The sequence below is a fragment of the Amycolatopsis acididurans genome, assembly GCF_012328925.1.
Lineage (GTDB): Bacteria > Actinomycetota > Actinomycetes > Mycobacteriales > Pseudonocardiaceae > Amycolatopsis_E > Amycolatopsis_E acididurans.
The window spans coordinates 277,858-303,719 of record NZ_JAAXLS010000005.1 but is presented as its reverse complement, the minus strand read 5'-3'; the positions used below and the strand labels follow the sequence as shown (position 1 = coordinate 303,719).

General features: G+C 67.9%; 25 protein-coding genes and 1 tRNA gene. 12 read left to right on the top strand and 14 right to left on the bottom strand.

What is annotated here, in order from left to right:
• Window positions 1–224: 224 nt before the first annotated feature.
• Window positions 225–1,508, top strand: a complete 1,284-nt coding sequence (locus HFP15_RS11640; RefSeq protein WP_168514507.1) for an acyl-CoA dehydrogenase family protein — start codon at window positions 225–227, stop codon at window positions 1,506–1,508.
• On the opposite strand, the gene HFP15_RS11635 is transcribed toward HFP15_RS11640, so the two are convergent.
• The 7 genes from HFP15_RS11635 to HFP15_RS11605 form a co-directional block, all read right to left on the bottom strand.
• The gene (locus tag HFP15_RS11635) at window positions 1,456–2,013 is read right to left on the bottom strand and encodes a GAF domain-containing protein (protein WP_168514505.1); all 558 of its coding nucleotides are present in this window, start codon (window positions 2,011–2,013) and stop codon (window positions 1,456–1,458) included. The two genes, HFP15_RS11640 and HFP15_RS11635, sit on opposite strands and share 53 nt — an antisense overlap.
• Window positions 2,014–2,015: 2 nt before the next feature.
• Window positions 2,016–2,627, bottom strand: coding sequence for a GTP-binding protein (locus HFP15_RS11630; protein ID WP_168514503.1), 612 nt, complete (start codon window positions 2,625–2,627; stop codon window positions 2,016–2,018).
• A complete protein-coding gene (locus tag HFP15_RS11625; protein WP_168514501.1) occupies window positions 2,608–2,970 on the bottom strand; it encodes a DUF742 domain-containing protein in 363 nt (120 codons plus the stop codon). Before HFP15_RS11625 ends, HFP15_RS11630 begins: the two co-directional genes overlap by 20 nt.
• A gap of 1 nt (window position 2,971) precedes the next feature.
• Window positions 2,972–3,376, bottom strand: coding sequence for a roadblock/LC7 domain-containing protein (locus tag HFP15_RS11620; RefSeq protein ID WP_168514499.1), 405 nt, complete (start codon window positions 3,374–3,376; stop codon window positions 2,972–2,974).
• Window positions 3,361–4,746 (bottom strand): sensor histidine kinase, encoded by a 1,386-nt coding sequence (locus tag HFP15_RS11615; RefSeq protein WP_168514497.1) that lies wholly within the window; start codon window positions 4,744–4,746, stop codon window positions 3,361–3,363. Before HFP15_RS11615 ends, HFP15_RS11620 begins: the two co-directional genes overlap by 16 nt.
• Window positions 4,747–5,365: 619 nt before the next feature.
• A tRNA-Ser gene (locus tag HFP15_RS11610) sits at window positions 5,366–5,450 on the bottom strand.
• Window positions 5,451–5,473: 23 nt separating this feature from the next.
• The gene (locus HFP15_RS11605) at window positions 5,474–5,938 is read right to left on the bottom strand and encodes a MarR family winged helix-turn-helix transcriptional regulator (RefSeq protein WP_168514495.1); all 465 of its coding nucleotides are present in this window, start codon (window positions 5,936–5,938) and stop codon (window positions 5,474–5,476) included.
• 533 nt (window positions 5,939–6,471) lie between these two features.
• On the opposite strand from HFP15_RS11605, the gene ypfJ reads away from it, so the two are divergent.
• Together ypfJ and HFP15_RS11595 are read left to right on the top strand one after the other, a co-directional pair.
• Complete coding sequence (gene ypfJ / locus HFP15_RS11600) at window positions 6,472–7,386, top strand: KPN_02809 family neutral zinc metallopeptidase (protein ID WP_168514493.1); 915 nt, start codon at window positions 6,472–6,474, stop codon at window positions 7,384–7,386.
• Window positions 7,387–7,407: 21 nt separating this feature from the next.
• On the top strand, window positions 7,408–8,379 hold the full coding sequence (locus tag HFP15_RS11595; protein WP_168514491.1) for an NAD(P)H-quinone oxidoreductase: 972 nt from the start codon (window positions 7,408–7,410) through the stop codon (window positions 8,377–8,379).
• Window positions 8,380–8,401: 22 nt separating this feature from the next.
• Here the strand turns inward: HFP15_RS11595 and HFP15_RS11590 are convergent, their stop codons facing one another.
• Window positions 8,402–9,601: a cysteine desulfurase-like protein gene (locus tag HFP15_RS11590; RefSeq protein WP_168514489.1), complete on the bottom strand. Its 1,200-nt coding sequence runs from the start codon at window positions 9,599–9,601 to the stop codon at window positions 8,402–8,404.
• Between the two features lie 128 nt (window positions 9,602–9,729).
• Here HFP15_RS11590 and HFP15_RS11585 point away from each other — a divergent pair, with 128 nt between their 5' ends.
• On the top strand, window positions 9,730–10,287 hold the full coding sequence (locus HFP15_RS11585) for a bacterial proteasome activator family protein (protein ID WP_168514487.1): 558 nt from the start codon (window positions 9,730–9,732) through the stop codon (window positions 10,285–10,287).
• 51 nt (window positions 10,288–10,338) lie between these two features.
• On the opposite strand, the gene HFP15_RS11580 is transcribed toward HFP15_RS11585, so the two are convergent.
• Window positions 10,339–12,102: a glycosyltransferase gene (locus HFP15_RS11580; RefSeq protein WP_246271593.1), complete on the bottom strand. Its 1,764-nt coding sequence runs from the start codon at window positions 12,100–12,102 to the stop codon at window positions 10,339–10,341.
• Between the two features lie 228 nt (window positions 12,103–12,330).
• Between HFP15_RS11580 and wzm the strand changes: the two genes are divergently transcribed.
• The 3 genes from wzm to glfT1 are packed head-to-tail and all read left to right on the top strand — an operon-like array spanning window position 12,331 to window position 15,022.
• Window positions 12,331–13,284, top strand: coding sequence for a galactan export ABC transporter permease subunit Wzm/RfbD (wzm, locus tag HFP15_RS11575; protein WP_312871545.1), 954 nt, complete (start codon window positions 12,331–12,333; stop codon window positions 13,282–13,284).
• A 9-nt stretch (window positions 13,285–13,293) separates the two neighbouring features.
• On the top strand, window positions 13,294–14,109 hold the full coding sequence (gene wzt / locus HFP15_RS11570; protein WP_168514483.1) for a galactan export ABC transporter ATP-binding subunit Wzt/RfbE: 816 nt from the start codon (window positions 13,294–13,296) through the stop codon (window positions 14,107–14,109).
• A 1-nt stretch (window position 14,110) separates the two neighbouring features.
• Window positions 14,111–15,022 (top strand): galactofuranosyltransferase GlfT1, encoded by a 912-nt coding sequence (gene glfT1 / locus HFP15_RS11565; RefSeq protein WP_168514481.1) that lies wholly within the window; start codon window positions 14,111–14,113, stop codon window positions 15,020–15,022.
• Here the strand turns inward: glfT1 and HFP15_RS11560 are convergent.
• On the bottom strand, window positions 15,016–16,944 hold the full coding sequence (locus HFP15_RS11560; RefSeq protein WP_168514479.1) for a DUF6541 family protein: 1,929 nt from the start codon (window positions 16,942–16,944) through the stop codon (window positions 15,016–15,018). The two genes, glfT1 and HFP15_RS11560, sit on opposite strands and share 7 nt — an antisense overlap.
• 33 nt (window positions 16,945–16,977) lie before the next feature.
• The gene (locus tag HFP15_RS11555; protein ID WP_168514477.1) at window positions 16,978–17,742 is read right to left on the bottom strand and encodes an ESX secretion-associated protein EspG; all 765 of its coding nucleotides are present in this window, start codon (window positions 17,740–17,742) and stop codon (window positions 16,978–16,980) included.
• A gap of 142 nt (window positions 17,743–17,884) precedes the next feature.
• Here HFP15_RS11555 and HFP15_RS11550 point away from each other — a divergent pair, with 142 nt between their 5' ends.
• Window positions 17,885–18,127 carry a hypothetical protein gene (locus HFP15_RS11550; RefSeq protein ID WP_168514475.1) on the top strand — a complete coding sequence of 81 codons (243 nt, stop codon included), beginning with the start codon at window positions 17,885–17,887 and terminating at the stop codon, window positions 18,125–18,127.
• A 22-nt stretch (window positions 18,128–18,149) separates the two neighbouring features.
• On the opposite strand, the gene HFP15_RS43460 is transcribed toward HFP15_RS11550, so the two are convergent.
• Entirely contained in the window at window positions 18,150–19,697 is a 1,548-nt protein-coding gene (locus HFP15_RS43460) for a hypothetical protein (RefSeq protein WP_168514473.1), read from the bottom strand.
• 228 nt (window positions 19,698–19,925) lie between these two features.
• Here HFP15_RS43460 and HFP15_RS11540 point away from each other — a divergent pair, with 228 nt between their 5' ends.
• Together HFP15_RS11540 and HFP15_RS11535 are read left to right on the top strand one after the other, a co-directional pair.
• The gene (locus tag HFP15_RS11540) at window positions 19,926–20,408 is read left to right on the top strand and encodes a hypothetical protein (RefSeq protein ID WP_168514471.1); all 483 of its coding nucleotides are present in this window, start codon (window positions 19,926–19,928) and stop codon (window positions 20,406–20,408) included.
• 32 nt (window positions 20,409–20,440) lie between these two features.
• The gene (locus tag HFP15_RS11535) at window positions 20,441–20,986 is read left to right on the top strand and encodes a DUF3558 family protein (protein ID WP_168514469.1); all 546 of its coding nucleotides are present in this window, start codon (window positions 20,441–20,443) and stop codon (window positions 20,984–20,986) included.
• Between the two features lie 166 nt (window positions 20,987–21,152).
• On the opposite strand, the gene HFP15_RS11530 is transcribed toward HFP15_RS11535, so the two are convergent.
• Together HFP15_RS11530 and HFP15_RS11525 are read right to left on the bottom strand one after the other, a co-directional pair.
• Window positions 21,153–23,084: a glycosyltransferase gene (locus HFP15_RS11530; protein ID WP_168514578.1), complete on the bottom strand. Its 1,932-nt coding sequence runs from the start codon at window positions 23,082–23,084 to the stop codon at window positions 21,153–21,155.
• A gap of 73 nt (window positions 23,085–23,157) precedes the next feature.
• The gene (locus HFP15_RS11525; protein ID WP_210717124.1) at window positions 23,158–23,580 is read right to left on the bottom strand and encodes a GtrA family protein; all 423 of its coding nucleotides are present in this window, start codon (window positions 23,578–23,580) and stop codon (window positions 23,158–23,160) included.
• Window positions 23,581–23,713: 133 nt separating this feature from the next.
• On the opposite strand from HFP15_RS11525, the gene dprE1 reads away from it, so the two are divergent.
• Complete coding sequence (gene dprE1 / locus HFP15_RS11520) at window positions 23,714–25,096, top strand: decaprenylphosphoryl-beta-D-ribose oxidase (protein ID WP_312871544.1); 1,383 nt, start codon at window positions 23,714–23,716, stop codon at window positions 25,094–25,096.
• Window positions 25,093–25,848 (top strand): decaprenylphospho-beta-D-erythro-pentofuranosid-2-ulose 2-reductase, encoded by a 756-nt coding sequence (gene dprE2 / locus HFP15_RS11515; protein ID WP_168514465.1) that lies wholly within the window; start codon window positions 25,093–25,095, stop codon window positions 25,846–25,848. The genes dprE1 and dprE2 overlap by 4 nt, the downstream gene beginning before the upstream one ends.
• Window positions 25,849–25,862 lie beyond the last annotated feature (14 nt).

The following is a 25,862-nucleotide window of genomic DNA, read 5'->3' as shown; positions in this document are numbered from 1 at the left end:
GCTTCCTGCCCCAGTCAACGAGTTTTGCCGGTAGCTGGCCCCTTGCGGAAGTGGATGCATTACGGTTCGTAGCGAAAACCGTTGCCGAGCAAGGGGTGGACCGCGCTGGGGTCACTAAGTAGGCGGTACCTTACAGTCTGTGCCTGTGCGAAAGTCGTTCGTGCAACGCGGGCAGTAGCCAGGCGACCGCACAGGGGCGGCGACGGGACAAACGGGAGCACAGAGTGAACCTCGCACCCCAATCCGACGGTTATTTCACGACAGCGAAACACGATCAGCTCCGTGCGCAGGTTCGCGATTTCGCCGAGACGGAGGTCCGGCCTCGGATCGACGAGCTCGAGTCGTCGCCGAAAGTCCACTATGGACTTTCCAGGCTGATCGCCAAGCAGGGTTGGATCGGCGTGACCATCGGTGCCGAGTACGGCGGCATGGGGCTCGGCCATCTCGCCAAAACCATTGTCATCGAGGAGCTTTCACGGGTCAGCGGCGCGATGGGCGCGATGGTGCAGGCTTCTCAGCTCGGCGTGGCGAAGATTCTCCACTTCGGCAGCGAAAAGCAGCAGAACAAGTGGCTGCCCGTGATCTCGTCCGGCGACTGCCTGCCGACGATCGCCGTCACCGAACCGGGTTCCGGTGGCCACGTACTCGGCATGTCCGCCTCGGCGCGACGCGAGGGTGAGAGCTACATCCTCAACGGCAGCAAGGTTTTCGTCGGCAACAGTCACGTCGGAGACCTGCACGGCGTTGTCGTGCGCACCGGGCCGGGATCGAGCGGGCTGTCCGCCTTCCTCGTGGAGTCAACAAGTCCGGGACTGTCGCTCGGCGAGCAGCGGGCCACGATGGGGCTGCACGGGTTCAGCTTCGGGGAGCTCATCTTCGACGATTGCCGTGTGCCCGCGGACAATCTGCTGGGCGAAGAGGGCGACGGCCTGTCCGTCGCCTACTCCTCGAGCGTGCTCTACGGCCGCCCCAACCTCACGGCTGTCGCGCTCGGCATCCACCAGGCCATCGTCGAAGAGACCGTCAAGTTCGCGACCGGACAACGACGTTACGGCAAACCGCTGAGCGAACTTCCCACCATCAGGCAGAAACTGGGCCAGATGCAGTCCCAGCTGATGACCGCACGGCTGGTCGCCTACCACGCCGCGCATCTGCTGGACGAGGGCCTGCCGTGTGACACCGAGCTGATGAACGCCAAGCTCGTCAACGTGGAGTCCTCTTTGGACACTGCACGTACCGCGATGGAGATACACGCCGCGGAAGGCTTGCACTCCGACCGGCACGTCGAACGCTACGTCCGCGACGCCTACCACATCTACTCGCCCGCGGGCACCTCTGACGTGCAGCGGCTACGGCTGGCCGAGGCGGCGCTGGGTTCGACGAAACGCCAGTGGTCGCAACGGTTGTCGGGCAAACTCAAGGACGGCGGAAGCGCACTGCGCCCGGCCTCGGCCGTCACTGCTCCCGCTGGTGAATCAGTTCCGTCAGCTCGCCCGCCATCGCCTTGATGGTCTCCAGGCCCGGCCGGCCCCACGGCCGCGGTTCGGTGGCCACCACGCAGATCGTGCCCAGCGCGGTGCCCGTACGGTCGATCAGCGGGGCGCCGAGGTAGGACCGGATGCCCAGTTTGTCGATCACCGGGTTGCCCGCGAACCGCGGGTAGTCGCACACGTCGTCGAGCACCAATGCCTTGCGGCGCACCACGACGTGCGGGCAGAAACCGTGGTCCAGCCCCATCTCCCTGCCGACCGACTCCTGCGCGCCCTCCAGCGCCACCCCGGTCTTCTCGCTGGACGGCGTGTACAGACCGGCGAAGTACTGTTCGCGGTCGTCGATGAAGTTGACCATCGCGTACGGCGCGCCGGTGATGTGCGCCAGCCGCGCGGCGAACTCGTCGAACTCCTGGTCCGGACGCGTGCCGATGCCCAGCGCGCGCAGCCGTGCGATCCGCTGCTGCACCTCCGGGTCCAGCGGCGCGAGCATGAGACGGTCCTCGAGCGGGTAGTAGGTCATGGCTAGCTCCGTATCGGATCGGCTTGGAAAGCGCTTTCATGCTGGGTGACGAACAGCGACGCCACGTGCTCGACGAGCGTGACCAGCACGTCGGTCGCGGAACGGCCGACGCGGGCGTCGCACCGGAGGAGCGGCACGTGTGGTTTGAGGTCCAGCGCCGCCCGCAGTTCGCCCGGCTGGTACCGGTACGCGCCGTCGAACTCGTTGATGGCGACCAAGAACCGGATCCGGCGCCGCTCGAAGAACTCGATCGCGGCGAAGCAGTCCTGCAGGCGGCGGGTGTCGGCGAGCACGACCGCGCCGAGCGCGCCGCGGGAAAGCTCGTCCCACATGAACCAGAACCGGTGCTGCCCGGGCGTTCCGAACAGATACAGGATCATGTTCTGCTCGGTGAGCGTGATGCGCCCGAAGTCCATCGCGACCGTCGTGGTCGTCTTGCCCTCGACACCGGCGACGCTGTCGGTACCGATGCTCGCGGTGGTCAGCCGTTCCTCGGTGGTCAGCGGCGGGATCTCGCTCACCGCACCGACGAACGTCGTCTTGCCGACGCCGAACCCGCCGGCGATCAGGATCTTGAACTGGATCGGGAATTCTTCAGAGCCGTCGGAGACCATCAAGCAACGCCTTCAGTCGGACCGGGTCGGAGGTGTCCACGGTGGCGGGGGATCTGGTGGCTACCGCACCCGATTCGATCAGGTCGGACAGCAGCACCTTCGTGACGATCACGGGTTGTTTGAGATGCGCCGCGACCTCGGCGACCGACACCGTGCGGGTGCACAGTCGCAGCGCCTGAGCGTGCTCGCGGCCAAGACGGTCCACCGGCACCTTGGCGCGGCCGGTGGCCCGCACGAGCGACATGAGGTCGAGCGACCTGCTGGGATGTGTGCGCCCGCCTGTCACCGTGTACGGGCGCTCCCATAGTTCTACGGCCTCCTGCTCCTCTTCGGGGCTGGTCATCTCACCAGTTCCCGTTGACCGCCGCCTGCTGACGCGCGGGGGTTGCGAGGTAGGCCGGGATCTGCGTGCTGAGCCTGCCCATCTCGTAGCTCAGGATGCCCGCGTCGACCTCGCGGCTGGCGAGCACCGCGAGCACGGTGCCGACGCTCGCGGCGGTCACGAACAGGATGATGTCGCCGAGTTCGGCGAGGACCTGGCGAACGCCTTCCCCACCGCTGAACCGGGTGCCGACCTGCTGCGACAGCGAGCACAGGCCGCTGGCCATCGCCGCGAGCGTCTCGGCGCCGTCCTGGTCGAGTCCGTGCCACGATTTCGCGATCCCGTCCGCCGACAGCAGGACCGCACTGCGTGTGCCAGGGACCTTCTCGGACAGTCGGCTCAGCAGCCAGGTCAGATCTTCGGCCATAGGGGCGACTCTCCTTGCGCGGTGCCGGGCTCGTTCCGCTCCTCTTCTCGGCCGCGGTCGAGCCCCTTCTGAACGGTTGCCATCAAATTGGTGTTGTGGCCAGGCAGGGGGCGGGTCGCGGCCGGCGGTTCCAGCAGTTCGGGCCGCAAATGGGAGCCGCGGCGCTGCGGCAAGGGTGGTCGGGCCGTTTCGTCCACGGCCCCCCAGTCCGTGGAGTCGTCGACGGCGACCGGGGCCGGAGTGTAGGCGTGGCCCGGTTCGCGCGTCGGCAGCTGCGGCAACTGTGACGTTGGTGCTTCCAGCCGCACCGGTTCGGCGGGCGGCGCGGGCCGCGGAGCGGGGGTCGGGCGCTCCACCACCGCGTTCGTGTCGCCGATCAGGTTGTGCGGCAGGACGACGGCGGCGTCGATGCCACCGAAGATGTTGGTCTGCAGGCGAACCCGGATGCCGTGGCGCTGCGCGAGTTCCTTGACGACGGCGATACCGATGCGGCCGTCCTGGAACAGTTCGCCCAGGTCGATCTCGGCGGCGCCGGCCAGCAGCCGGTTGATGCCCTCGAGGTCGTCCGGGGTCATGCCGAGCCCGCGGTCCTGCACCTCGATCGCGAGACCCGCGGTGACCTTCTGCGCGCGCAGCACGACCTTCGGCGCGTCGGGCGCGGTGAAGGTGGTGGCGTTCTCGAGCAGTTCCGCGAGCAGGTGGATGACCTCGGCGACGACGTGCCCGTGCAGGCTGACGTCCTCGATGGGAACGATGCTGATCTGCTTGTAGTGCTCGATTTCCGCGACCGCCGACCGCAGCACGGCGTACACGGGCACCGGCGCGTTCGACCGGCGCTGCGGGGTGCCGCCGCCGAGCACCGCGAGGTTCTCGGCCTGGCGGCGTACGCGCGTGGCGAGGTGGTCGACCTCGTAGAGGCCGCGCAGCAGATCCGGATCCTCGATGTCGCGTTCGAGCGCGTCCACGCGCTGGATCGCGCGGTTGACCAGTGACTGCAGGCGCCGCGCGAGCTTGCCGAACACCTCGCGCCGCTGCCCGGCGTCGTCGCCGAAGACGGCGTCCCGCGCCACCGGATCCGGCGCCGGTATCGGCGAAAACGGTTGCGGCGGCGGGGCGAACGCGAACCCGCGCACGGCGTCGTCGGCACGGATCGCGGCGATCACCACGACGGCGACGCAGGCCACCGCGACGCCGAGCGAGACGAACATGGTCCAGGACGCTGGTCCGACAAGGCTGAGCACGACACCGGCGGCCCCCAGCGCCGCCACGATCGCGACGACGACGGCGACGATGCGCAGCAGGTGCGACCGCGCCTGGCGAACCGCGTCCGGCTCTCCAGCGGGCACGCCGGTTACTGGCGATTCGGACATGGGTCCTTCCCGTCTCAGGGCAGCAACAGGGAGCCGAAACGCGCATTCGGGCTATGCGGTTGAGCCGTCCCGACGCTGGGAGCGATCTCGGCGCGGCGAGCCTACCGCATACCGACATACGTGCTGCGGGTTTAGGACAGCAAATTGCACTTCACCCGTCCTGGCTAACGACGGAACGTGATCATGAAGTCGACTTGTGACACTTTTCCCCGAGATGGCACCAATTCCGGTCGGCAGCGGCGATCATCGGCCACGGATTCCGTTGCGGCGCTTGGGAATTCTCCGTTACCCCTGGGTAAGGCCGACGAGGTTCCGTAGCGAGTTGATGAGGTGGTCGGGACCGAACGGTGGGAACTGGATGCCTCGGTCGCGGATGAACTGCGGTACCTCCGACCCGCTGAACCCAGCCGGTGCCCTCGATCGCCGAGCGCGGAAGAGACACCATGAAGACAACGCCGCGCGGCGGAACAGACGGGGACCACCTCGCAACGCGTCGGCCTCCGTGCCCGAACGGGGCCGCCGCAACCCTGACGGCAAATGAGACCGCAAATGAGACCAGGACACCTGCCGGAGCGTCGGTCAAAGATGCCCGACCCGCCGTATGCCCTGGTCAACCAAGCGGAAGCGGAGGGATTTGAACCCCCGGTCGGTTTCCCGACGCTCGCTTTCAAGGCGAGTGCATTCGGCCGCTCTGCCACGCTTCCCGGTACAGGCTCAGGGTAGCCCGTCAGTCACCGAGCCGATTCAGGTGTTCGAGCACCCGCGAGAAGGCCTGCCCCATCACCCGCTGCTCCTCCGGGCTCAGCAGGTCGATCAGGTGCGCCCGCACGCCCTCGACGTGCGTCGGCGCCGCTTCCTTCAGCACGGCCTCCCCCGCGCCGGTCAGCTCGGCCACCACACCGCGCTTGTCCTCGGGATCGGGCACGCGCCGCAGGACGCCGGCCTCCTCCATCCTGCCGACCTGGTGCGACAGCCTGCTCTTGGTCGACCCCAGCAACGCCGCCAGCTCCGACATCCGCATCCGCTTGTCGGACTCGGAGTCGAGGACCACCAGGACCTCGTAGTCGATGAGCGAGATTCCGTGCGCCTCGCTGAGTTCGCGGTGCAGCCGCTGGCGCAGGCTCATGGTGGACACGATGTAGGACCGCCAGGCGAGCATCTCCTGCGGGGTCAGCCACCGCACGTCACTCATGGACCGAGACTAGCCGCGCCGCGTATGCCCCCGCCGGGGGACCGCTGCGCGATTGTCCCCGGAAGAGGGATAACGGAACGGTTGAGACTTGCTACGGAAAGGCGCATCCTTGGTGTTATCGGAGGACCGGTACCGCGTCGGAGGCGCACACCCCGGAGCACCTCGTGGTACCACCGCCGGGAGAGGGTAGGTGGTTCAATGGCGAATAATCCCTCGCGGTTGACTGTCCGCTGTGTACCCACGGCCGGAGTGTGTTGAAGCCAATTCGGTCGAGACTGTGAGCAGCACGGGTGTCAATCCAATGCGCTCGAACCTCTCGCGCATCAACGGCGAAGTTCTCGCCTGTTTCGGCGCGGTCTCCGTGTCCGCACCGGCAGTGCGGCTCGTCGGCCTGAGAGGCAGCCAACCGCCATCACCAAGACAACCTCGGTGAACCTGGGTGCGGCTCCTGCGATCGCCGCACCCAGGTCCTTTTTCTGCTACGCAAGCCGGATAGCCGTGACGAACGGCGCCGTAAGTACCCTTCCGGACCTATGAGGTTCGATGACGACGCCGGGCTCGACGCTTCCGAGGTCTCCGACCTCCGCGGCGGGGGCGGCGGTGTGGGTGGCCGGGTTCTGCTCGGCGGCGGCGGGCTCGGCGTGGTCGGGCTCGTCATCTACTTCGTGCTCAGCCAGCTCGGCGGCGTGAGCACACCGAGCGGCGCCTCCGGGCTCACCCAGCTCGGCTCCGGCCAGCAGGTCAGCAACGGCTCGCTCGCCTCGGCATGCCGCACCGGTGCCGACGCCAACCGCAACCACGACTGCGCCGTCGTCGCGATGATCAACTCGATCCAGGACTACTGGACCGACCAGTTCGCCCGCTCCGGCAAGACCTACCGCAAGGCCACCACCAACTTCTTCAACGGTGGCGTGCGCACCGGCTGCGGCAGCGCGACCTCCGACACCGGCCCGTTCTACTGCCCCGCCGACTCCGAGGTCTACATCGACCTGTCCTTCTTCACCGAGCTCCAGCAGCGCTTCGGCGCCCAGGGCGGCCCGTTCACCGAGGCCTACGTGCTCGCCCACGAGTACGGCCACCACGTGCAGGACCTCCTCGGCACCTCACGCCGCGTCGGCAACGACACCGGGCCCATGTCCGGCTCGGTCCGTCTCGAACTGCAGGCCGACTGCTACGCCGGGGTGTGGGGCAACCACGCCACGACCACGCCGTCGAGCAGTGGCAAACCGCTGATCACCGACGTCACCCAGGACGACGTCAAGCGCGCGCTGGACACCGCGTCCCGCATCGGCGACGACTACATCCAGCAGAACCTCGGCAGCGGACACGTCGACACCTCGCAGTTCACCCACGGCACCTCCGCACAGCGGGAAAAATGGTTCAACACCGGTTTCACCACCGGCGACCCCGCCCGCTGCGACACCTTCGGCGCGCGGACCCTCGGCTAGCCGGGATATAGGGTCGGGCCCATGCGTGCGATCACGATCCGCGAGTCCGGCGGCCCGGAGAACCTGGAGTGGACCGAGGTGCCCGACCCGCGACCGGGTAAGGGCGAGGTACTCGTCAACGTCGCTGCGAGCGCCGTCAACCGTGCTGACCTGCTGCAACGCCAGGGCTTCTATCCGCCACCGCGTGGCGCGAGCGAGATCCTCGGGCTCGAATGCTCCGGCACGATCGCCGAACTCGGTGAGGATGTCGAGGGCTGGGCCGTCGGCGACGAGGTGTGCGCGCTGCTCGCCGGCGGCGGCTACGCCGAGAAGGTCGTGGTGCCCGCCGTGCAGTTGCTGCCGGTGCCCGGCGAGGTCGGGCTGGTGCCCGCCGCGGCGCTGCCCGAAGTCGCCTGCACGGTGTGGTCCAACGTCGTGATGGACGCGGGCCTGTCCGAGGGCGACGTGCTGCTGGTGCACGGCGGCGCCGGCGGCATCGGCACCCACGCCATCCAGGTCGGCAAGGCGCTGGGCGCGACCGTGGCCGTGACCGCGGGTTCGGCGGAGCGGCTGGAGCGGTGCAGGCAGCTCGGCGCGGACATCGCGATCAACTACCGCGAGCAGGATTTCGTCGAGGAACTGAAGAAGGAGACCAAGGGCGCCGACGTCATCCTCGACAACATGGGCGCGTCCTATTTGGACCGCAACATCGACGCGCTGGCCACCGGCGGCCGGGTCGCGATCATCGGTATGCAGGGCGGCAGCAAGGGCGAGCTGAACATCGGCAAGCTGATGGGCAAGCGCGCCAGCGTCTCCGGCACGACACTGCGCGCGCGTCCCGTCGAGGACAAGGGCCGCATCGTGGCGGACGTGCGCGAACGACTGTGGCCGCTGGTCGCGCAGGGCACCATCCAGCCGGTGGTGGGTCAGGCGATCCCCATGGCCGAGGCGGGCAACGCGCACCGCGCGCTGGACGAGGGCGGCGTGTTCGGCAAGATCCTGCTCACGGTGTAGCAGCAGCGCGAAGCGCGCCAGGCTAGCGCAGCTCTTCCAGCACCCGCACCAGCTGGTTGAGCTCGAAGACGTTCGAGTAGTGGGCGAGGCCGATGCGGACGGCCCCGCCGACCTCGCCCACTCCGAGCGCGGCGAACACACCGCTGGTGCCCTCGTCGGCGAACGCGCACAGTCCCTGCGACGCGAGGAAATCGGCGATCTCGGGCGCCTTCTTGTTCGCGATCGCGAACGCGAGCGCGGGGATGCGGCGCATGGCGTCGCCGATCAGCATCACGTGCGGCAGCGAGCGCAGTTCCGTGCTGAGCTGGGCGAGCAGCCCGGCGTGGTAGGACTTCGCCGAACCGAGCGAGGTGACCAGCCGCTCACGACGCGAACCGGTGGCGGCGTCGTCGAGGCCCGCCAGGTAGTCGATCGACGCGATGAGCCCAGCGAGCAGCGGGTACGCGTGCGGCCCCAGTTCGAGGCGCGCCGGGCCGCGCGCGCCGGGGTCCAGCGACGCCGAAGGCAGCCGCTCCAGCATCTCCGGGTCGCGGAACGCCAGCGCGCCGACGGCGGGGCCACCCCAGGCCTGCGCGGACACCACGATCACGTCGGCGCCCAGTTCCGGCAGGTCGAGCGGGATGAACGGCGCGGCGTAGCTGGCGTCCACGACGACCGTGGCGCCGACCCGTTTGGCGAACTCCACGACGGTCGGCACGTCCGGCCGCGTGCCCACCGAACCGGACGCCGCGGTGATCGCGACCGCCTTGGTGCGCGCGCCGACGAGGTTCTCGTACTGCCACGCGGGCAGTTCGCACGTCTCGATGTCGATCTCGCCCCAGCGCACGATCGCGCCGACGCGTTTGGCCGCGTGCTGCCACGGCGCGATGTTGGCCTGCTCGTCCAGTCTGGACACGACGACCTCGTCGCCGAGCTGCCACCGTTCGGACATCGCGTCGACAAGGCGGCGCAGCAGTACGGCAGCACTGGACCCCAGCACCACCCCGGCCGGATCCGTGCCGACGAGGTCGGCGACGGCACGGCGGGCGGCGGTGACAATGCTCTCCGCCCGCTGGGATGCCGGAAACGCGCCACCCGGTCCGGAGACCGGGGCGCGCATAGCCGTGGACACGGCGGAGGCCACCTGTTCGGGTACCAGCATTCCGGCAGGGCCGTCGAAGTGGATCCAGCCGTCACCCAGCGCGGGAAACAACCCACGAATTCGAGCGACGTCGAACGCCATGTGGACACCGTACGGAGGGGTAGTTTCGCTGCGCGTTCGGGGTCCGAGGAGCGTACGCCCTCGCGCGCCGGGGAACGCTAGGCTCGATGGCGGAACAATGGCACAGCCGACCACGCCAGGATGGAGCAATGACCCAGCCGAACAACCTCAACCCGCAGTCCGACGAGCAGCCGCAGCACGTGGTGGTCGTCGGCCCGGACGGTTCCCCCGTGGGCACGGCGCGCATCTCCCCTGGTGAGGAAGACCACCAGGAGTCGGTCGGCGACCTCGTCGAAGAGCCGGCGAAGGTGATGCGGATCGGCACCATGATCAAGCAGCTGCTGGAGGAGGTCCGCGCCGCACCACTGGACGACGCGAGCCGCGAACGGCTGCGCGAGATCCACCAGACCTCGGTCAAGGAGCTCGAGCAGGCGCTCGCACCGGAACTGCAGAGCGAACTGGAGCGCCTGGTGCGCCCGTTCACCGACGGAAGCACCCCGTCGGACGCCGAACTGCGGATCGCGCAGGCCCAGCTCGTCGGCTGGCTCGAGGGGCTCTTCCACGGCATCCAGACCGCGCTGTTCGCGCAGCAGATGGCCGCACGGGTGCAGCTGGAGCAGATGCGCCGCGGCCTGCCGCCCGGCGCGTCGGCGGCCCGCGGCGACGGCCCGGCCCCTGGCATCAGCGGCACCGGGCAGTACCTGTAGGAACCGTCCGGCGCGAGGGTGCGGACCACGTTGTGCGCACCCTCGCTCGGGTCAGTTGCCCGCCTGCTTGTCCACCTCGAACAGCCGCTCCCAGTTCTGCTTGCTGACCAGCCGCGGCTGTGCCGCGTTCCACTGACGGGCCACCGCTTCGCCCTCCCGGCGCAGGCGCCACAAGGTGCGGACACCCTCGCGGCCGAGCCGCAGCATGAGTTCGCGGTCGAACTTGCGCACCCGCATCCCGGTCTGTGCCGAGTCGGTGACGACCGCGGTGCGGAACCGCGACACGTGCCACCAGTGCTGGTTGTGCGACCGGATCGCGGCGCCGTGCTCCTGGGAGTTGCGGAACTGGTCGAACAGCCGCTTCACCAGCACCAGCGTGGGCAACGACGGCTTGGGCTCGGGCACCACGATCGGCATCTCGGCCGCCGGGACGGCGACCGAGGCCGGCCGCAGCGTCTCGGTCTCCGCGTACTCGGCGCGTAGTTTCCGCACGAGCGGCACGATTTCGGCGCCACCGTCGGAAAGCACCTCGGGGCCGCGCAGGAAGTCCTCGACGGCCTTGATCATCGTCGCCGCGAGGCCGTACTGCATCGCGGCGAGTGTCTCTGCGAACTCCTTCGCGAGCAGGCTCGCGGTCCCCGTGGGGGTGAACGCGCCGTGCAGCGCGGCGACGATCAGGCTGTTGCGGAAGTGGAAGTAGCGGGACCAGTCGTCCCAGTCCTTCCAGTGCAGGTCCTGGTGCCAGACACCCGCCCCGGGCAGCGTGAACGTGGTGAAGCCCGCGGCACGCGCGCGCAGCCCGTACTCGATGTCGTCCCACTGGAAGAACACCGGCAGCGGGTACCCGATCTTCGCCACGACCTCGGCCGGGATCAGGCAGCACCACCAGGCGTTGTGCGTCGCGTCCCGGCGCAGTTCCTGGGCGTGCTTGACCATCGAGCGGCCGGACATCGACTCCTCGCTCGGGGTGAGCCCTGGCTTCAGCTTCGGCAGGTCCGCGACCTCGGCGTCGACCCACAGCCGGTCGGGGTGCAGCTCCTGCAGGCTCTGCCCGCCGACGAGGATCGGCTGGATCGCGCAGTTGGCCAGCGCCATCAGACGCACGACGGTGTCGGACTCGAGCTTGACGTCGTCGTCCATGAGCAGCACGTAGGACTCGGCACCGCGTTCGCCCTGGACGATCTCGTACATGCCGCGGGTGAACCCGCCCGCGCCGCCGAGGTTGGGCTGGCGGACGTAGCGCAGTTTCCCGCCCATGGCCTGCTTGACCGGCTCGAAGCGGTCCCTGGACTCCACCGCGTCGTTGCCCTGGTCGGTGACGTGCACCGCGGCCACGGCGCCGAGCGCGTCGGGGTCCTCGGCCAGTTCGGTGAGCGTGTCCAGGCAGTAGTCGGCGCGGTTGTGGGTGCAGATCGCGATCGAAACCGGACGCAGGGCGCTCGGCGCGACCACGGACCAGCGGACGTGCTCGACGACGAGCGGTTCGTCCTTGGTCTCGATGTCGAGCCACAGCGCGCCACCGTCGGTGAACCGGTCGATCTTCGCGGTCAGCCGCACGGTTTCGGCCGACGCACCGGACGCGGTGTAGGCGTCCACGCCGCGTACATGGCCCCAGATGTCCGAAGCGGTGACGACCAGCCTGCCGGAGCCGGTGACGACCGCCTCGATGACGACCTCAGTGACCTCGGTACAGCGCTGCCAGTAACTGGCCGGAAACCGGCCGAAATACGTGTTCGTTGTGACAAACGCATGGGGTTCGACACTCAGCCGATCGCGTTCCTGAGCTGCGGCACCCTGCTTGACCTGGGAATACATCTCGTTCGGAGCGAGAAATGATCGGGCCGCGAAAAGGGTCCGCTGCACCAGTAATCTCTCGCCAGGTTCGTGCTGCTCCTCGACCATGGCGTCAAGTCCCCATTCATGAATTCGCGGAGCTCCACTCGCTCCGCCTGAACAGTGAAAAGATATCCTGCTGGCGCGCGTGGCCTCCGGGGACCAATCCCCTGCGCGTCTCACGCGTGTCTCACTCGCTACCCTTGCCTGGTGCACGCCACTAGCACGGTCGACACGGCCAGTGAAACCGTCATGACCGATTCCGCTGTGCCGGGATCGGACAGCCGTTCCTGGGCCCGCGCGATCGGTGACATCAAGGAGGGCTTCGGCCAGCGCGAGCTGTGGAGCCACCTCGGCTGGCAGGACATCAAGCAGCGTTACCGCCGCTCGGTGATCGGCCCTTTTTGGATCACCATCAGCCAGGGTGTCATCTCACTCGGCCTCGGCCTGCTGTATTCACAGCTGTTCGGGCTGCACATCCAGACGTTCCTGCCCTACATCGCCACCGGGTTCATCGTCTGGAGCTTCATCAGCGGCTGCCTTTCCGAGGGCATGGAGTCGTTCATCGCCAACGAGGGCCTGATCAAGCAGATCCGGGCGCCATTGACGGTGTACGCATTGCGCACGGTGTGGCGGCAAACGCTGATGTTCGCGCACAACCTGATCGTCGTCGTGATCATCGGCGCGATCTTCTTCACCAGCCTGTCCCACCCGTACGGCCTGACCAGCGGGGTGTGTGAGCCGAGCGTCATCTGCCACCCCGGTTACGGCTGGTACTCGCTGTCGGCGATCCCCGCGTTCGTCGTGCTGGCGCTCAACGCCTGGTGGGTCACCCTGCTGCTGGGCATCATCTCGACCCGCTACCGGGACATCCCGCAGGTGATCAACTCGCTGATCCAGCTGCTGTTCTACATGACGCCGATCGTCTGGCCGATCGACCAGCTCTACGGCCACGGCGCCCGCGCGGCGATGGCTAGTTGGGTGGTGCCGATCGTGCACCTCAACCCCTTCTACCACTTCGTGCAGATCCTGCGCGCCCCGCTGATCGGGCAAGCTGTGAGCATCGGTAGCTGGTTCGTGGTCATCGGCATCACGATCGCCGGCTGGGTGCTCGCGCTCCTCGCCATGCGCAACTACCGGGCCCGCGTCTCCTACTGGGTGTGAGAAGAGAACATGGTCAGCATTGACGTTCACAACGCCTACGTCGATTTCCCGATCTTCGACGCCAAGACGCGTTCGCTGAAGAAGAAGGTGCTCGGCAAGGTCGGCGGCAAGATCGGCACCGAGAGCAAGGTCCCGATCATCGAAGCGTTGCAGGACGTTTCGCTCAGCCTTTCCGAAGGCGACCGGGTCGGTCTCGTCGGGCACAACGGCGCGGGCAAGTCCACGCTGCTGCGGCTGCTGTCGGGCATCTACGAGCCCACCCGCGGTTCCGCGCGCGTCGTCGGCAAGGTCGCGCCGGTGTTCGACCTCGGCATCGGCATGGACCCGGAGATCTCCGGGTTCGAGAACATCATGATCCGGGGCCTGTTCCTCGGGATGACGCGCAAGCAGATGGAGAAGCGGGTCGACGACATCGCGGAGTTCACCGAGCTCGGCGACTACCTCGCGATGCCGCTGCGCACCTACTCGACCGGTATGCGGGTGCGGCTCGCACTGGGCGTGGTCACCACGATCGACCCGGAGATCCTGATCCTGGACGAGGGCATCGGCGCCGTGGACGCCGCGTTCCTGAACAAGGCGCGCGACCGGCTCGTCGATCTCGTGCACCGGTCCGGCATGTTGGTCTTCGCTTCGCACGCCGACGACCTACTGTTGGAGCTGTGCACGACGGCCATCTGGATGGACGAAGGCCGCATGCGGATGCAGGGCTCGCTGCGCGACGTCCTCACCGCGTACAAGGGCAAGGACCCGTACGAGAACATCAGTGCGGAGACCGCCGAGCGTCTCGGGGTCGAACACGTGCTGTCGGCAAAAGGCGGCGAATGACATGAGCACCCCCGAGCAGGCGCCTCTCGCCAAAGGCGCGGTGGCGGCCGTCGTCGTCACCAGGCACCGGCGTGACCTGCTCGCGGACTCGCTGAAGGTCATCGCCGCGCAGACCAGGCCGGTCGACCACCTCGTGGTCGTCGACAACGGGCCCGACCAGTCGGCACGCGAGGTCGTCGAGGCCTACCCACTGCCGCACACCTACCTGCCTTCGCACCGCAATCTCGGCGGCGCCGGCGGGTTCGCGCTGGGCATGCTGCACGCCCTGTCGCTGGGTGCGGACTGGGTGTGGCTGGCCGACGACGACGGACGGCCCGCGGACGAGACCGTGCTCGAGGTGCTGCTCGAGGAGGCCGACAAGCGCGGCCTCGCCGAGGTGTCCCCCGTCGTGACCAACATCGACGCGCCCGCGAAGCTCGCGTTCCCGCTGCGCCGGGGGCTGACCTGGAAGCGGTCGTCGGAGGAACTCGGCACGGACTTCCTGCCGGGTATCGCCTCGCTGTTCAACGGGGCGCTGTTCCGGGCGTCCACGCTGGACGTGGTCGGGGTGCCGGATCTGCGCCTGTTCTTCCGCGGCGACGAGGTCGAGGTGCACCGGCGCCTGGTGCGTTCCGGGCTGCCGTTCGGCACCTCGCTCAGGGTGTCCTATCTGCACCCGGACGGCTCCGACGAGTTCAAGCCGATGCTCGGCGGACGCTTCCACGCGCAGGACCCGGAGAACGAGGTCAAGCGCTACTACACCTACCGCAACCGCGGATACCTGTTGGCCCAGCCGGGAATGCGCAAGATCGGCGCGCTCGAGGTGCTCCGGTTCGGGCTCTACTTCGTTGGCGTCAAACGGGATCCCAAGGCCTTCCTGCGGTGGCTGAAGCTGCTGCGGCAGGGCCGGCGGGAGCGCTTCTTCCGTTACTGACAGGCAAGCCGGTACAGCTTCAGCGGCCCGTCCTGCGCCAGCAACCGGAAACCGGGGCGCGCGCCGGGATCGGCGAAACCGGAATAGCGCTGTCGTTCGTGATCGTCCGGCCAGAACGTGCTTTCGCCGATCAGCAGGTAGCCGACGCCGATCCGGGTCGCTTCGCGACACACCTGCGGGTCGGTTCCCGCCTCATTGAGGTGACCGGCGAGGTACCACTGCACCGGTGACGTCGCGGTGCCAAGATGCGGGAACAGCGTGCGGCGATCGGCCAGCGTCCACAGCAGAGTGCTGCCGTCCCAGGGATTGCCCGCGACGATGGCGTCTCGCGGGATCAACGGCTGGACGCGCTCGAAGAAGGCCTCCGTGCGCGCGTCGACCAGGTAGCCCTCGGAGTTCGCGCCCGACAAGGCGTCGACACCGCGGTATTTCAAGGCCTCCGCGTGGTTTCCGACGTACATGCCCTTGGTCAGCAGCACGAGCGCGACCATCGCCGTGGGCAGCCCCAACCTGGGCCACCACCGCGCGAGGTGCAGCAACCCGGCGACCGCCAGCGGCACCGCGGTGATCGTGATCGCGGCGCCGAGACGGTAGGCGTCGTTGTACCAATAGCCGGTCAGCAGCTGGGTGTCGCGGCGGTTGAGGGCCGCCGCCAGGACGAACAATCCTGCGGAGATCGCGTAACCGCCCACCAGTTCCGGATGGCGACGCCACAGCGCGATACCGACCAGTACCACCGCGGAGAGCACCCAGAGCGCGTTGAATCCCGGCGTCGGGTTGGGTCCGGTGGTGGCGTTGAGCAGGACCTGGCCGACCGCCTGCGCCGGGCTTTCGAACGCCGGCCACGGGTTCGTGCGGACCTTCGCCAGCAACGGCGTCGTGGCGACGAACAACCAGCCGGCGACGAAAACGACAACGGCGATAAGGATTTCCGTCACCGCACGGCTGCGTCGCAGCTGCCTCGCGCGCCGGGTGAGCGCGATCGCGACGGGGAAGATCGCCAGCACGATGATCGTGAAGTCCACATTGGTCTCGGCGAAGAAGCCGGCGACCAGCACCACGCCGAGCAGGAACCAGGCGCGCCCGCGGCCGACGGCGTCCTCTCGCGCCAGGCCACAGATCGACAGCACCATCGCGAGCCCGGCCGGGGCGAGCGCGAGCGCGAGCAGATTCGGCCACAGCACACCGAAAGCCAGGAAACCCCACGGGAAGGCGGTGAACCCGATGCTCGCCACACCGGTGACCGCCATGGCCGCCCTGGCCGGGCCGAACACCTGGCGGGCCAGCAGCAGGCAGGATAGCGGCCAGACCACGAGCGAGACCGCGATCGCCATCATGTTCGTGGCCAGCGGGATCGTGGCGCCGGTGGTGAGCACGACCAGCGAGGTCAGGTCGTGCCACGCCGCCGGGTAGAACAGACCGAGCAACCCGGACACGCGCTCCGCGACCCCCGGCGCGCCGAGACCGTTCATGGTCATCGAGGACGCGTTGCCGCTGTCGAGGATGTAGGCGACGGCGTTGTAGTGGAAGACGGCATCGAAGGTCTGGGACAGCTGGCTCGGCCTGCGCAGGCCGAGCGCCATGGTCAGGCCGCCGAGCAGCAGGGCGGGCACGAGGCCCGCGAGCGCCGCTGACGCGACGCCGCGATGATCGGCTGGCCGAGCCGGAAGTCGTCGCCTCAGCCAGGAAGCGAGCAGCGTGAAGACCGCGGCCATGACCAGGCACGCCAGCCCGGCCGACAGCAGTGACCAGCGGATTCCGGTCACCGCGGCGACCGAAACCATCGCCACGGCCGCCGCGGGCGCAGTCCCCCACGCGGCGATCCCGCGCAGGCCGATCCCGTAGGCGAGCAGCAGCCCTGGCGCGAGCAGCCAGACGACGGCCACCAGCAGAATCGGCACGGCCGCCAGCCAGCTCGTCACGGGTCACCCTCCGTCTCGGTTGGTGACCGGAGGTTACTGGTAGCGCTGGACCTGTTCGAAGAGGTGGTGGGCTATCCGGGCGTTGTCGGCAGGCGCGTAGGTGAGCCAGCTCTGGCCGTCCTCGGCTTCCCGCGAGGTGACGAACCAGCGGCCGTCCTCGGTGTCGAACCAGACGGTGGGCAGCATCGCGTTGCCCGCGAGGGACACGGTGAACTGGCCGATGCGCTTCTTCGGTTTCTGGAAGATGCGCTCGACCATGCGCAGCTGGCTGGGCGCGCTCGAGCGGGGCTTGGACACGCCGCGGAACGGGTCGTAGGCGTCGTCGTCGGAACGGCGGTGGCGGCCCTGTTTCGACGCCGGTTTGGCGATGGTGACGGACTGGCCCGCGGCCGCCGCGGTCAGCGGCAGCAGGTCGACGATGCCGGGCACCAACGCCGTGGGGCGGACGTCGGAGAAGACCAGGACGTTCTGGTCCTGGCGCGCCACGACGGCGTACTGCCCGTCGGTGGCGGCGCGGGCGAAGAGCTGACGGCCCTCGTCCATCTGCGCCACGGCCATGATCGACACCGGCGCGGTGACGAAGGTGTGCAGCGCGAGCTCGGCGTCGGGATCGAGCCTGCCGCCTCTGACGAGGCCACGGCCTTCGAGGTCGCGGAACACCGCGTCACGGATCTGGGCGCGCTGGTCGAAGGTCGTGCCGAGGTGCGGCACCTCGAACGGCTGCGGCGCGCGGCCGAGCTTCTGGTGCTCGAGCAGGATGTCCACCGCTGCCAGCGACAGCGAGAACGAATGTGGCATGACCGATCCCCTCGGATTACCTGGTGCGCACAGCAACTTATCTGATCGCGCCCCGCGGCGGCGCGAGATGGCCGTTGCGGGTGAGGTCTGCTTTGAGCGAACTGCCTTGCTCCGCAAGATCGCGACCTGCTGTTCTGGATGCATGGCTGACATGAAACCCGCACTCGTCCTGCACCTGCCGAACGCCGTCGAACCGTTGATCTTCGCGCTCAACGACGAGGACGCCGATGAGATCGCGAAGAAGTTGCACCTGCTGCTCGAACACGGCTCGGTCGAGACCATCCAGACCAAGGAGGACACGAAGGTCACCGTGAACTTCGCGCACGTGGCGGTCGCCTACGTCGAAGACCTGCAGAAGAAGGGCAAGGTGTTCGGGTTGCGCTGACTCCCTCCCGACGCGGAAGGGCTCACTCCCCGATGACGGGCGGTGCGGTGCGCTCCGCCGTGCCGAAGATGTCGTCGGGGTCGGGCTCGATCAGCCACGTGGGGCGCTGGTGCTCTTCGTCCTCGCCGCCCTGGCCCTTGCCGCCATGGCCCATACCGCTCATACCGCCGCGGCCCGTGCCGCCGGTACCGCCACGGCCGGAGGCCGCCGCGCTCTCGGCCGCGCCGGCACCGCCTGCCCTGGCGCCGGCGCCGCTCTGCGCGCCCGACCCGGCCGCGCTGCCGCTGCCGGACGCCGAACCACCGCCCCCTGGCCCGAAGCCGCCGGCACCGCCGCGCCCGACCTTGCTGGTGTACTCGTCGCCGCCGCCCGCGCCGCCGAAGCCGCCGCCCATGGGAGCCATCGGCGGCATCGCGCCGAAGCTGTTCATGTTCGAGTTCGACCCCGAGCCGGGAGTGTTGAAGTTGCTGTTGGGCTGCTGGTAACCCTGGGCACGCGTGCCACCGTACGAGGAGGTCGCGCCGGTCTTCGCGCCGCTGGTGAGGGGCGTCGTCGTGCCGGGCAGGGCGCCGAGGGTGCCGCTGACCGAGCCGGTGTTGCCGCCCGTGCCGCCCGAGTAGGTGCCGCTGTGGCCGCCCGTGCCGCCGACGCCGCCGGTGGCCCCCACAACGCCGGAACCGACGCCGCCGATGTCGCCCGCCGCCTGGCTGGGCGCGGTCGCCGTGCCGCCGTCGAACTTCGGCGGCTCGGCGAAGACGGGCTGTTTGGAGGCGGCCGAGTACAGGCCTGAGTCGTAGTTGGTCATGACCTGCGCGGCCTGGTCGTGAGCCTCCTGGCTCTGCTTCTGCTTGTCGAAGGAGGCCTGAACGTTGCTGACGAGGTCCCATGGTGCGGAGGTCGCCCAGCTCTTGACCTCGTCGGTCCAGCTGAACGGGACCGGGTCCGGCATGGTGTTCTTCGCGGTCGAGGCCGCGGACGACTGCTGGTAGACGACCTCGGAGGCGAGTGTCGAGTTCTGCGCGTTGCCGTCGGCCCACTTCTGGAGGCTGGTGAAGTAGTTGCGGGCGGAGTCGGCCGCCTCGCCTTCCCATTCGCCCTGGGACTTGCTGACGGCGGAGCTGAGCGTGGTGGCGAAGTTGTTGAAGATCGACGACATCTGGTGGTAGGCGTCGGAGAGCTCACCGACCTGCGCCGGGTCCATGTTGGTGTTGACGTAGGTCTTGAGCTGGTCGTGTGGGATGGCCGGGTAGTTGGCGTTCGAGGGCGAGAGGCCCTGGACGTACTGGACGTCGCCGGAGCTGGCCTGCCGGATGTTCTGCTGGTTGATCGACCGCGCTTGCTGGACCGCGCCGACGAGAGCCGTCACCCGCTCGGCCATGTTCTTGCCGGCGTCCAACCAGTTGTCATCCTGGCCGGCCTGCGGCACCTGTCCCGCCAGGTACGCCTCAAGATCGCTCGGGGACATGTTCTGGCGAAGGTAGGCATCGCGCTGGGAGGCGGACATCTGGTTGATCTGCTCCGCGGTGAAATGGGAGTCACCGTAGGTCTTCGGCGGTTGCGGAGCTGTCATGGCGTGCTGTCCCCTTACCCCTCTCGGGAAACCCTGTCACGGCGGATTGTAGTGGGCCGTGACCAGGCTCAAGTCCGTTTTCACCCGGAAACACCCCTCAGACGTGAACAAGTGGCGAACGGTTCCGCAGGTCGAGGGGTGATCTCCACCAACTCGGCCCGCCGGTGGGAGGATCTTGCTACTTTTGTCCTGAACAGGGCATGAGCCGGACGTCGGGAGGGGATCGTCGTGGAGTTCGTGGCGGACGGTGGGAGCCAGCCGGCGCAGCAGGCCGAGGCGAAGAACACAAGCTTCTGGGACGCGATCAACCCGTTCAGCAGCGACGGCGCGATGAGCGAGCAGGCCCTGTCCAAGGCGCGCGACGCGGCGCAGGGACTGAAGGACGCCGCTTCGCAGGGCAAGTTCGCGATCTCGGAGAGCGCGATCCCGGACATGATGAAGGCCCTGAACGACGCTGAGGACCAGATAACGGGCATGAGCCGGGCTATAGACACGATCCAACAGGCGCCGCAGCTGGGCTCAAGCGACTACTCCACGCAGGTGTCGGCGCACACCCGCAAGAGTGGCACGGGCGGTCAGGGATCGGCGTTCGCCGTCATCGAGCAGTTCCGGGAGGTTGTAAACCTGACCCGCGACGCGCTCAATATAGCGAAAAAGAATTACGCCCAGAACGAGTCGGGTAACGTGCAGACTCTCAACGCAAAGAGCTGAGTTGGAGGAAACGGGTGCGCCGAGCCGCCCTCATGTCTGTCATCGCGATGACAGCAGTAGCCATCACCTCTTGCGGCGACGAGACACCAGGAAGTCCGCAACCTGCCTCCAACGAGAGCAGCGCATCCTCGCCAGGGACGACGGGGGCCGCCTCGAACGCACTAGCTGCGGTCAAAGCCTGCACCCTGCTCACCAACGCCGAGGCTCAGCAGGCCGTGCCCGGAATCGGGGCGCCTGTCGACAAAGGACAACTCGGTGGGTCTTCCAGCGCCTGCGACTGGGCCAAACCAGCGACTGACACCGAGGGTGCGGTCGGGTTCATCATCGCGGTGCGGCCGACTCAGACACTCGACGAAGTCGTTTTTGATCGCGGTGTGTCATCCACAGGTACTTTCGGGAGCCTAAAGGCGCGCCAAGTAAAAGGCATCGGTGGCGAAGGCACTTGCCTGCTATCGCTCGCGGCTGGAAACGTCGGCCGCGTCGATATCAATACCAGTTCGGGACGTCTGACGAGCGATGAAGCCTGTCAGGTCACGAGCAAAGTTGCCGAAGTGATTGAGCCCAAGCTCCCCGCTTGAACCAAGAACCCGGTCCATGCCCGAAGATCCACACCACGGCATTAGCCGGACAGATCAGCTCTGCGACATCATCGGTAACGTCGCCACGATCATCGCACAAGCTTCCCGCTTGAAAAGACAACCGGGGCGCGACCACAACGGATCGCGCCCCGGGTTCAGTTCGACGTCACAGTTCGTACAGCCGCTTCCAGTTCTCGCGGCTGGTCAGCTCTGGCAGGGCGTGCTTGTACTGGGCCTGGACGGCCTTGCCCTCCTTGCGCAGGCGGTTGATCACCTGCAGGCCGCGCTTGCCCAGCTCGACCATGCGGTCACGGTCGTACTTGCGGACTCGCACGCCTTCCTGGTTCGCGTCGGTCACGACGGCCGTCTCGAACAGGGCCACGTGCCACCAGTTCGCTTCCTCCGCCGGGATCGCGCCCAGGCCGAAGCGGGAGCGGCCGCGGAGCCGGTCCACGACCCGCTTCAGCAGCACCAGCCGCTGCAGGGCCGGGCGGCCCGGGCTGTTGATGATCCCGATGTCGTTCGACGCGATGCCGGGTACCTCGGTCGGGTCGTAGCGCTTCGTCTCCGGGTACTTGGCCCGGATCTCGCGGATCTCCTTCATCGCGGCCACGCCGCCGTCGCGCAGGATCTCCGGGCCGGCCAGGAAGTCCTCGACCGCCTTGATCAGGGTGTGCGTCAGGCCGTACTGCATCCCCAGCAGGTACCGCACCAGCTGCGCCATCAGCACCCGGCACAGCACGACCAGATTGAACTCGCTGTGCAGCGCCGCGGTGATGATCGAGTTACGCAGGTTGAAGTACCGGTGCCACTCGTCCCAGTCCTTCCAGTGGAAGTCCGCGTGCCACACACCCGCGCCGGGCAGCGTGACCGTCGGGAAACCGTGCGCCCGCGCCCGGTAGCTGTACTCCGCGTCGTCCCACTGGAAGAAGAACGGCATCGGGTAGCCGGTCTTCTCGACCACCTCGTACGGGATCAGGCACGACCACCAGCCGTTGTAGCCCGCGTCGACCCGGCGCTCCTGCTTGTTCGGCTTGCCGGTCTCCTCGTCGACACCCAGCAGGTCCGCCGTCGACAGGCTGTTCTCGACCGGCACACCCGGCTCCAACCAGTTCAGCCGCGCGTACTCCGCGCCCACGTGCAGCTGGTGCGGGTGCAGCAGATTCAGCATCTGCCCGCCGACGATGATCGGGTTCGCGGCGCGGTTGGAGAACGCCGTCATCCGGATGATGAGGTCCGGTTCCAGCAGCACGTCGTCGTCCATGAACAAAACGTTCGCGTGCTCGGTCTCGGTGTGCCCCGCCACCTCGTACAGGCCGCGCGTGAACCCGCCCGCGCCACCGAGGTTCGGCTGGGTGATGTAGTGCAGCTTCTCCCCGAGATCGGCCTTGACCTGCGTGAACCCGTCCCGCGAGTCCACCCGGTCGGTACCCTGGTCCGCGACGTAAATCGCGTCGAGGGTGTCCAGTGACGCGATGTCGTCGGCGAGAGCACGGAGGTTGCCGAGGCAGTCGTCGGCGCGGTTCATCGTGCAGATGGTCACCGCGGTCGGCCGGATCTTCTCCGGCGGCTCGACGGTCCAGCGCACCTGCTCCACGGTCAGCCGCTGCCCGGCCTCGGTCACCAGGTCGAGCCACAGCGCGCCGCCGTCGAGGAACTTGTCGAGCTTGACGTCGAAGGCGAGCTCGGCCCGCTCGGCGCCGTCGAGCTCGCGGCCGGCGACCGTGCGCGGCTCGCCCTCGAAGTCCGACGCCCGCACCGAGACCACACCCGAACCGGTGACGACCAGCTCGACCCTGACGTCACGCACGGTGGTCCAGCGCTGCCAGTAGCTGGCCGGGAAACGACCGAAATAGGTGTTGCAGGTAACCCTCGCGGAGGGCTCGAGTGCGATGCTGTCGCGCTTACGCGTGACGACACCCTCGACAACCTCGGCGTAGAGGTCCTTGGACACGATCAGCGACGGGCCGCTGAACAGGCCACGCTGCGTGGTGAGTCTCCCCTGGGGCGTGTGCTCGGTGAACGTGGTCTGCTCCTCGGTCGCGGCGGCGTGGGCGCCATTCGCCCGCGTCCTGGCCGTCGCGGCTTTGCCTGCCATAAGTTCGCTGTCCTCCAGGGGTTTCGTCACGCAGGAGCCAAGCTACACGCTCACGCTGTGAAACATTTGCGCACTACCGCGCGGGGCTTTCCCGGAATACGACCCACTTCAGCATTACGAAGTTGATCGCGGTGGCGGTGCCCTGCGAGATCACCCAGGCCAGCGTGGGTTTCCACGCCATCTCGGGCAGAACCGCGAGCATCAGTGCGTTCACCCCGACCGCGACGAAGAAAGTGACGGTGTAGAGCAGCACGAAGCTGCCGATCTGTCCCGCGCCTTCTTTACGTCCGGCCGAGAACGTGAATTTCCGGTTAAGGAAATACGCCGTTGTGGTTCCCACGATAAAACTGACTGCCCTGGCGACGGTGTCCCAGGGCGCGAAATCCATCCCCAGGTGCCGCTCCAGGGTGTACGTGCCGAGATCGAGCAGGGCACAGAACCCGCCGATGAGGGCAAAACGCATCAGCTGGCCGATAAGACCGGGCGAGGCCTTCATCGGCGTCTCCACCTGCTCCTGCGGTTCCGTAGACACCACTGCACTACCTCGCCAGCATGGGATTTCAGGGACCCGTGAAGTGTAGAAGCGACGCGGCGCAAGCCTCCGATCGGGGATCGTTACCCTGGTCCGGGTGAACGCAGCGACTCCCGAGCCGCGGACCGAGCGGCGGACACTGACCGGGTGGGGCCGCACAGCGCCCACCACGGCAGACGTACTGAGCACCCCGGACCCGGAGGTCATCGCACGCGCGGTGACGCGGGCCGGTGAGCGCGGCGTTATCGCGCGCGGGCTGGGCCGCTCCTACGGCGACCCGGCCCAGAATGCCGGCGGTCTCGTCATCGACATGACCGCCCTGAACCGGATTCACTCGATCGACCCCGACAGCGGAGTGGTCGACGTCGACGGCGGCGTGAGCCTGGACCAGCTGATGAAGGCAGCGCTGCCGCACGGCCTGTGGGTGCCGGTGCTGCCGGGCACCCGCCAGGTCACCATCGGCGGGGCGATCGCCAACGACATCCACGGCAAGAACCACCACAGCGCGGGCAGCTTCGGCAACCACGTGCTGTCGATGGACCTGATCACGGCGGACGGCCAGGTGCGGACGCTGACTCCGGAGGGCCCGGAGTCGGAGCTGTTCTGGGCGACCGTCGCCGGGATCGGGCTGACCGGGATCATCGTGCGCGCCAAGGTCAAGATGAAAAAGACCGAGAGCGCCTACTTCTATGTCGACGCCGACCGCACGTCGAACCTCGACGAGACGCTGGAGCTGTTCACCAACGGTTCGGACCGGGGCTACGACTACTCGATGTCGGTGCCGGACCTGATCAACTCCGACTCCCGCCTCGGCCGCGCCACGTTCTCCCGCGGTTCGCTGGCGACGCTCGACCAGTTGCCGCCGAAGCTGCGGGCCGACCCGCTGAAGTTCGACGCACCGCAGTTGATGACGCTGCCGGACGTCTTCCCGAACGGGCTGGGCAACAAGCTCACCTTCGGCCTGGTCAACAACCTCTGGCAGCAGACGGTGCCGAAGAAGGGCGCACGCGGCAAGATCCAGAACCTGACGCAGTTCTATCACCCGCTGGACATGCTCAGCGAATGGAACCGCGCCTACGGTTCGAAGGGTTTCCTGCAGTACCAGTTCTCGGTGCCGTTCGGTCGCGAGGACGAACTCAAGCGGATGTGCCGCAAGATCGCGACCTCGGGGCACTACTCGTTCCTGAACGTGTTCAAGCGGATGGGCGAAGGCAACCAGGCGCCGCTGTCCTGGCCGTCGCCGGGCTGGATGCTCTCGGTCGACTTCCCGATCAAGAACGGGCTCGGCCGGTTCTGCAACGAGCTGGACGAAGACGTGCTCGCCGCGGGCGGTCGCCTTTACACCGCCAAGGATTCGCGCACTTCGGCGGAGACGTTCGCGAAGATGTACCCGCGCTTGGACGAATGGCGCAAGGTCCGTCATTCCGTTGACCCCGAAGGCGTTTTCGCCTCAGACATGAGCCGGAGGCTTGAGCTGTGATCGACGCGGTAGGCAATCCCCAGTCGCTGTTGTTGCTCGGCGGCACCTCGGACATCGCGCTCGCGATCGCCGGGAAGTACCTCGCCGAGCAGCCGCTGAAGGTGGTGCTCGCGGCGCGGGCTTCCGAGCGCCGCAAGCTGGCCGCCGAGAAGCTGCGTGGTCTCGGCGCCGAGGTGTCCGAAGTGGACTTCGACGCGAAGGACATGGCCTCGCACCCCGCGGTCATCGACCAGGCGTTCGCCGGTGGCGACATCGACGTGGCAGTCGTCGCGTTCGGACTTCTCGGCGACGCCGAGGAGGCCTGGCAGAACCACGCCGCGGCGGTCGACCTCGCCACGGTCAACTACACCGCGGCCGTCTCCGTCGGAGTCGCGCTGGCGGACAAGCTCAAGCAGCAGGGCCACGGTTCGGTCATCGCGCTGTCCTCGGTCGCCGGTGAGCGCGTACGCCGCTCGAACTTCGTCTACGGCTCCACCAAGGCCGGTTTCGACGGGTTCTACCTCGGTCTCGGCGAGGCGCTGCGCCCGCACGGCGTGACCGTCACGGTGGTGCGGCCGGGCCAGGTCAAGACGAAGATGACCGAGGGCATGGGCAAGGCTCCACTGGAGCAGACCGCCGAGCAGGTCGCCGAGATCGCGGTGGACGCGGCGCGCAAGGGCAAGGAACTGGTGTGGGCGCCGGCGCAGTTCCGCGCCGTGATGTCCGTGCTGCGGCACGTGCCGCGGCCCATTTTCCGCAAACTGCCGATCTGATCACGAAACGCCCG

What these genes read in the sequence shown, in the direction of transcription:
- HFP15_RS11635 (WP_168514505.1), bottom strand. Translation starts at nt 2,013, where the DNA reads ATGACCTACTACCCGCTCGAGGACCGTCTCATGCTCGCGCCGCTGGAC.
- HFP15_RS11630 (WP_168514503.1), bottom strand. Translation starts at nt 2,627, where the DNA reads ATGGTCTCCGACGGCTCTGAAGAATTCCCGATCCAGTTCAAGATCCTG.
- HFP15_RS11625 (WP_168514501.1), bottom strand. Translation starts at nt 2,970, where the DNA reads ATGACCAGCCCCGAAGAGGAGCAGGAGGCCGTAGAACTATGGGAGCGC.
- HFP15_RS11620 (WP_168514499.1), bottom strand. Translation starts at nt 3,376, where the DNA reads ATGGCCGAAGATCTGACCTGGCTGCTGAGCCGACTGTCCGAGAAGGTC.
- HFP15_RS11615 (WP_168514497.1), bottom strand. Translation starts at nt 4,746, where the DNA reads ATGTCCGAATCGCCAGTAACCGGCGTGCCCGCTGGAGAGCCGGACGCG.
- HFP15_RS11605 (WP_168514495.1), bottom strand. Translation starts at nt 5,938, where the DNA reads ATGAGTGACGTGCGGTGGCTGACCCCGCAGGAGATGCTCGCCTGGCGG.
- ypfJ (WP_168514493.1), top strand. Translation starts at nt 6,472, where the DNA reads ATGAGGTTCGATGACGACGCCGGGCTCGACGCTTCCGAGGTCTCCGAC.
- HFP15_RS11595 (WP_168514491.1), top strand. Translation starts at nt 7,408, where the DNA reads ATGCGTGCGATCACGATCCGCGAGTCCGGCGGCCCGGAGAACCTGGAG.
- HFP15_RS11590 (WP_168514489.1), bottom strand. Translation starts at nt 9,601, where the DNA reads ATGGCGTTCGACGTCGCTCGAATTCGTGGGTTGTTTCCCGCGCTGGGT.
- HFP15_RS11585 (WP_168514487.1), top strand. Translation starts at nt 9,730, where the DNA reads ATGACCCAGCCGAACAACCTCAACCCGCAGTCCGACGAGCAGCCGCAG.
- HFP15_RS11580 (WP_246271593.1), bottom strand. Translation starts at nt 12,102, where the DNA reads ATGTATTCCCAGGTCAAGCAGGGTGCCGCAGCTCAGGAACGCGATCGG.
- wzt (WP_168514483.1), top strand. Translation starts at nt 13,294, where the DNA reads ATGGTCAGCATTGACGTTCACAACGCCTACGTCGATTTCCCGATCTTC.
- glfT1 (WP_168514481.1), top strand. Translation starts at nt 14,111, where the DNA reads ATGAGCACCCCCGAGCAGGCGCCTCTCGCCAAAGGCGCGGTGGCGGCC.
- HFP15_RS11555 (WP_168514477.1), bottom strand. Translation starts at nt 17,742, where the DNA reads ATGCCACATTCGTTCTCGCTGTCGCTGGCAGCGGTGGACATCCTGCTC.
- HFP15_RS11550 (WP_168514475.1), top strand. Translation starts at nt 17,885, where the DNA reads ATGGCTGACATGAAACCCGCACTCGTCCTGCACCTGCCGAACGCCGTC.
- HFP15_RS43460 (WP_168514473.1), bottom strand. Translation starts at nt 19,697, where the DNA reads ATGACAGCTCCGCAACCGCCGAAGACCTACGGTGACTCCCATTTCACC.
- HFP15_RS11535 (WP_168514469.1), top strand. Translation starts at nt 20,441, where the DNA reads ATGTCTGTCATCGCGATGACAGCAGTAGCCATCACCTCTTGCGGCGAC.
- HFP15_RS11530 (WP_168514578.1), bottom strand. Translation starts at nt 23,084, where the DNA reads ATGGCAGGCAAAGCCGCGACGGCCAGGACGCGGGCGAATGGCGCCCAC.
- HFP15_RS11525 (WP_210717124.1), bottom strand. Translation starts at nt 23,580, where the DNA reads ATGAAGGCCTCGCCCGGTCTTATCGGCCAGCTGATGCGTTTTGCCCTC.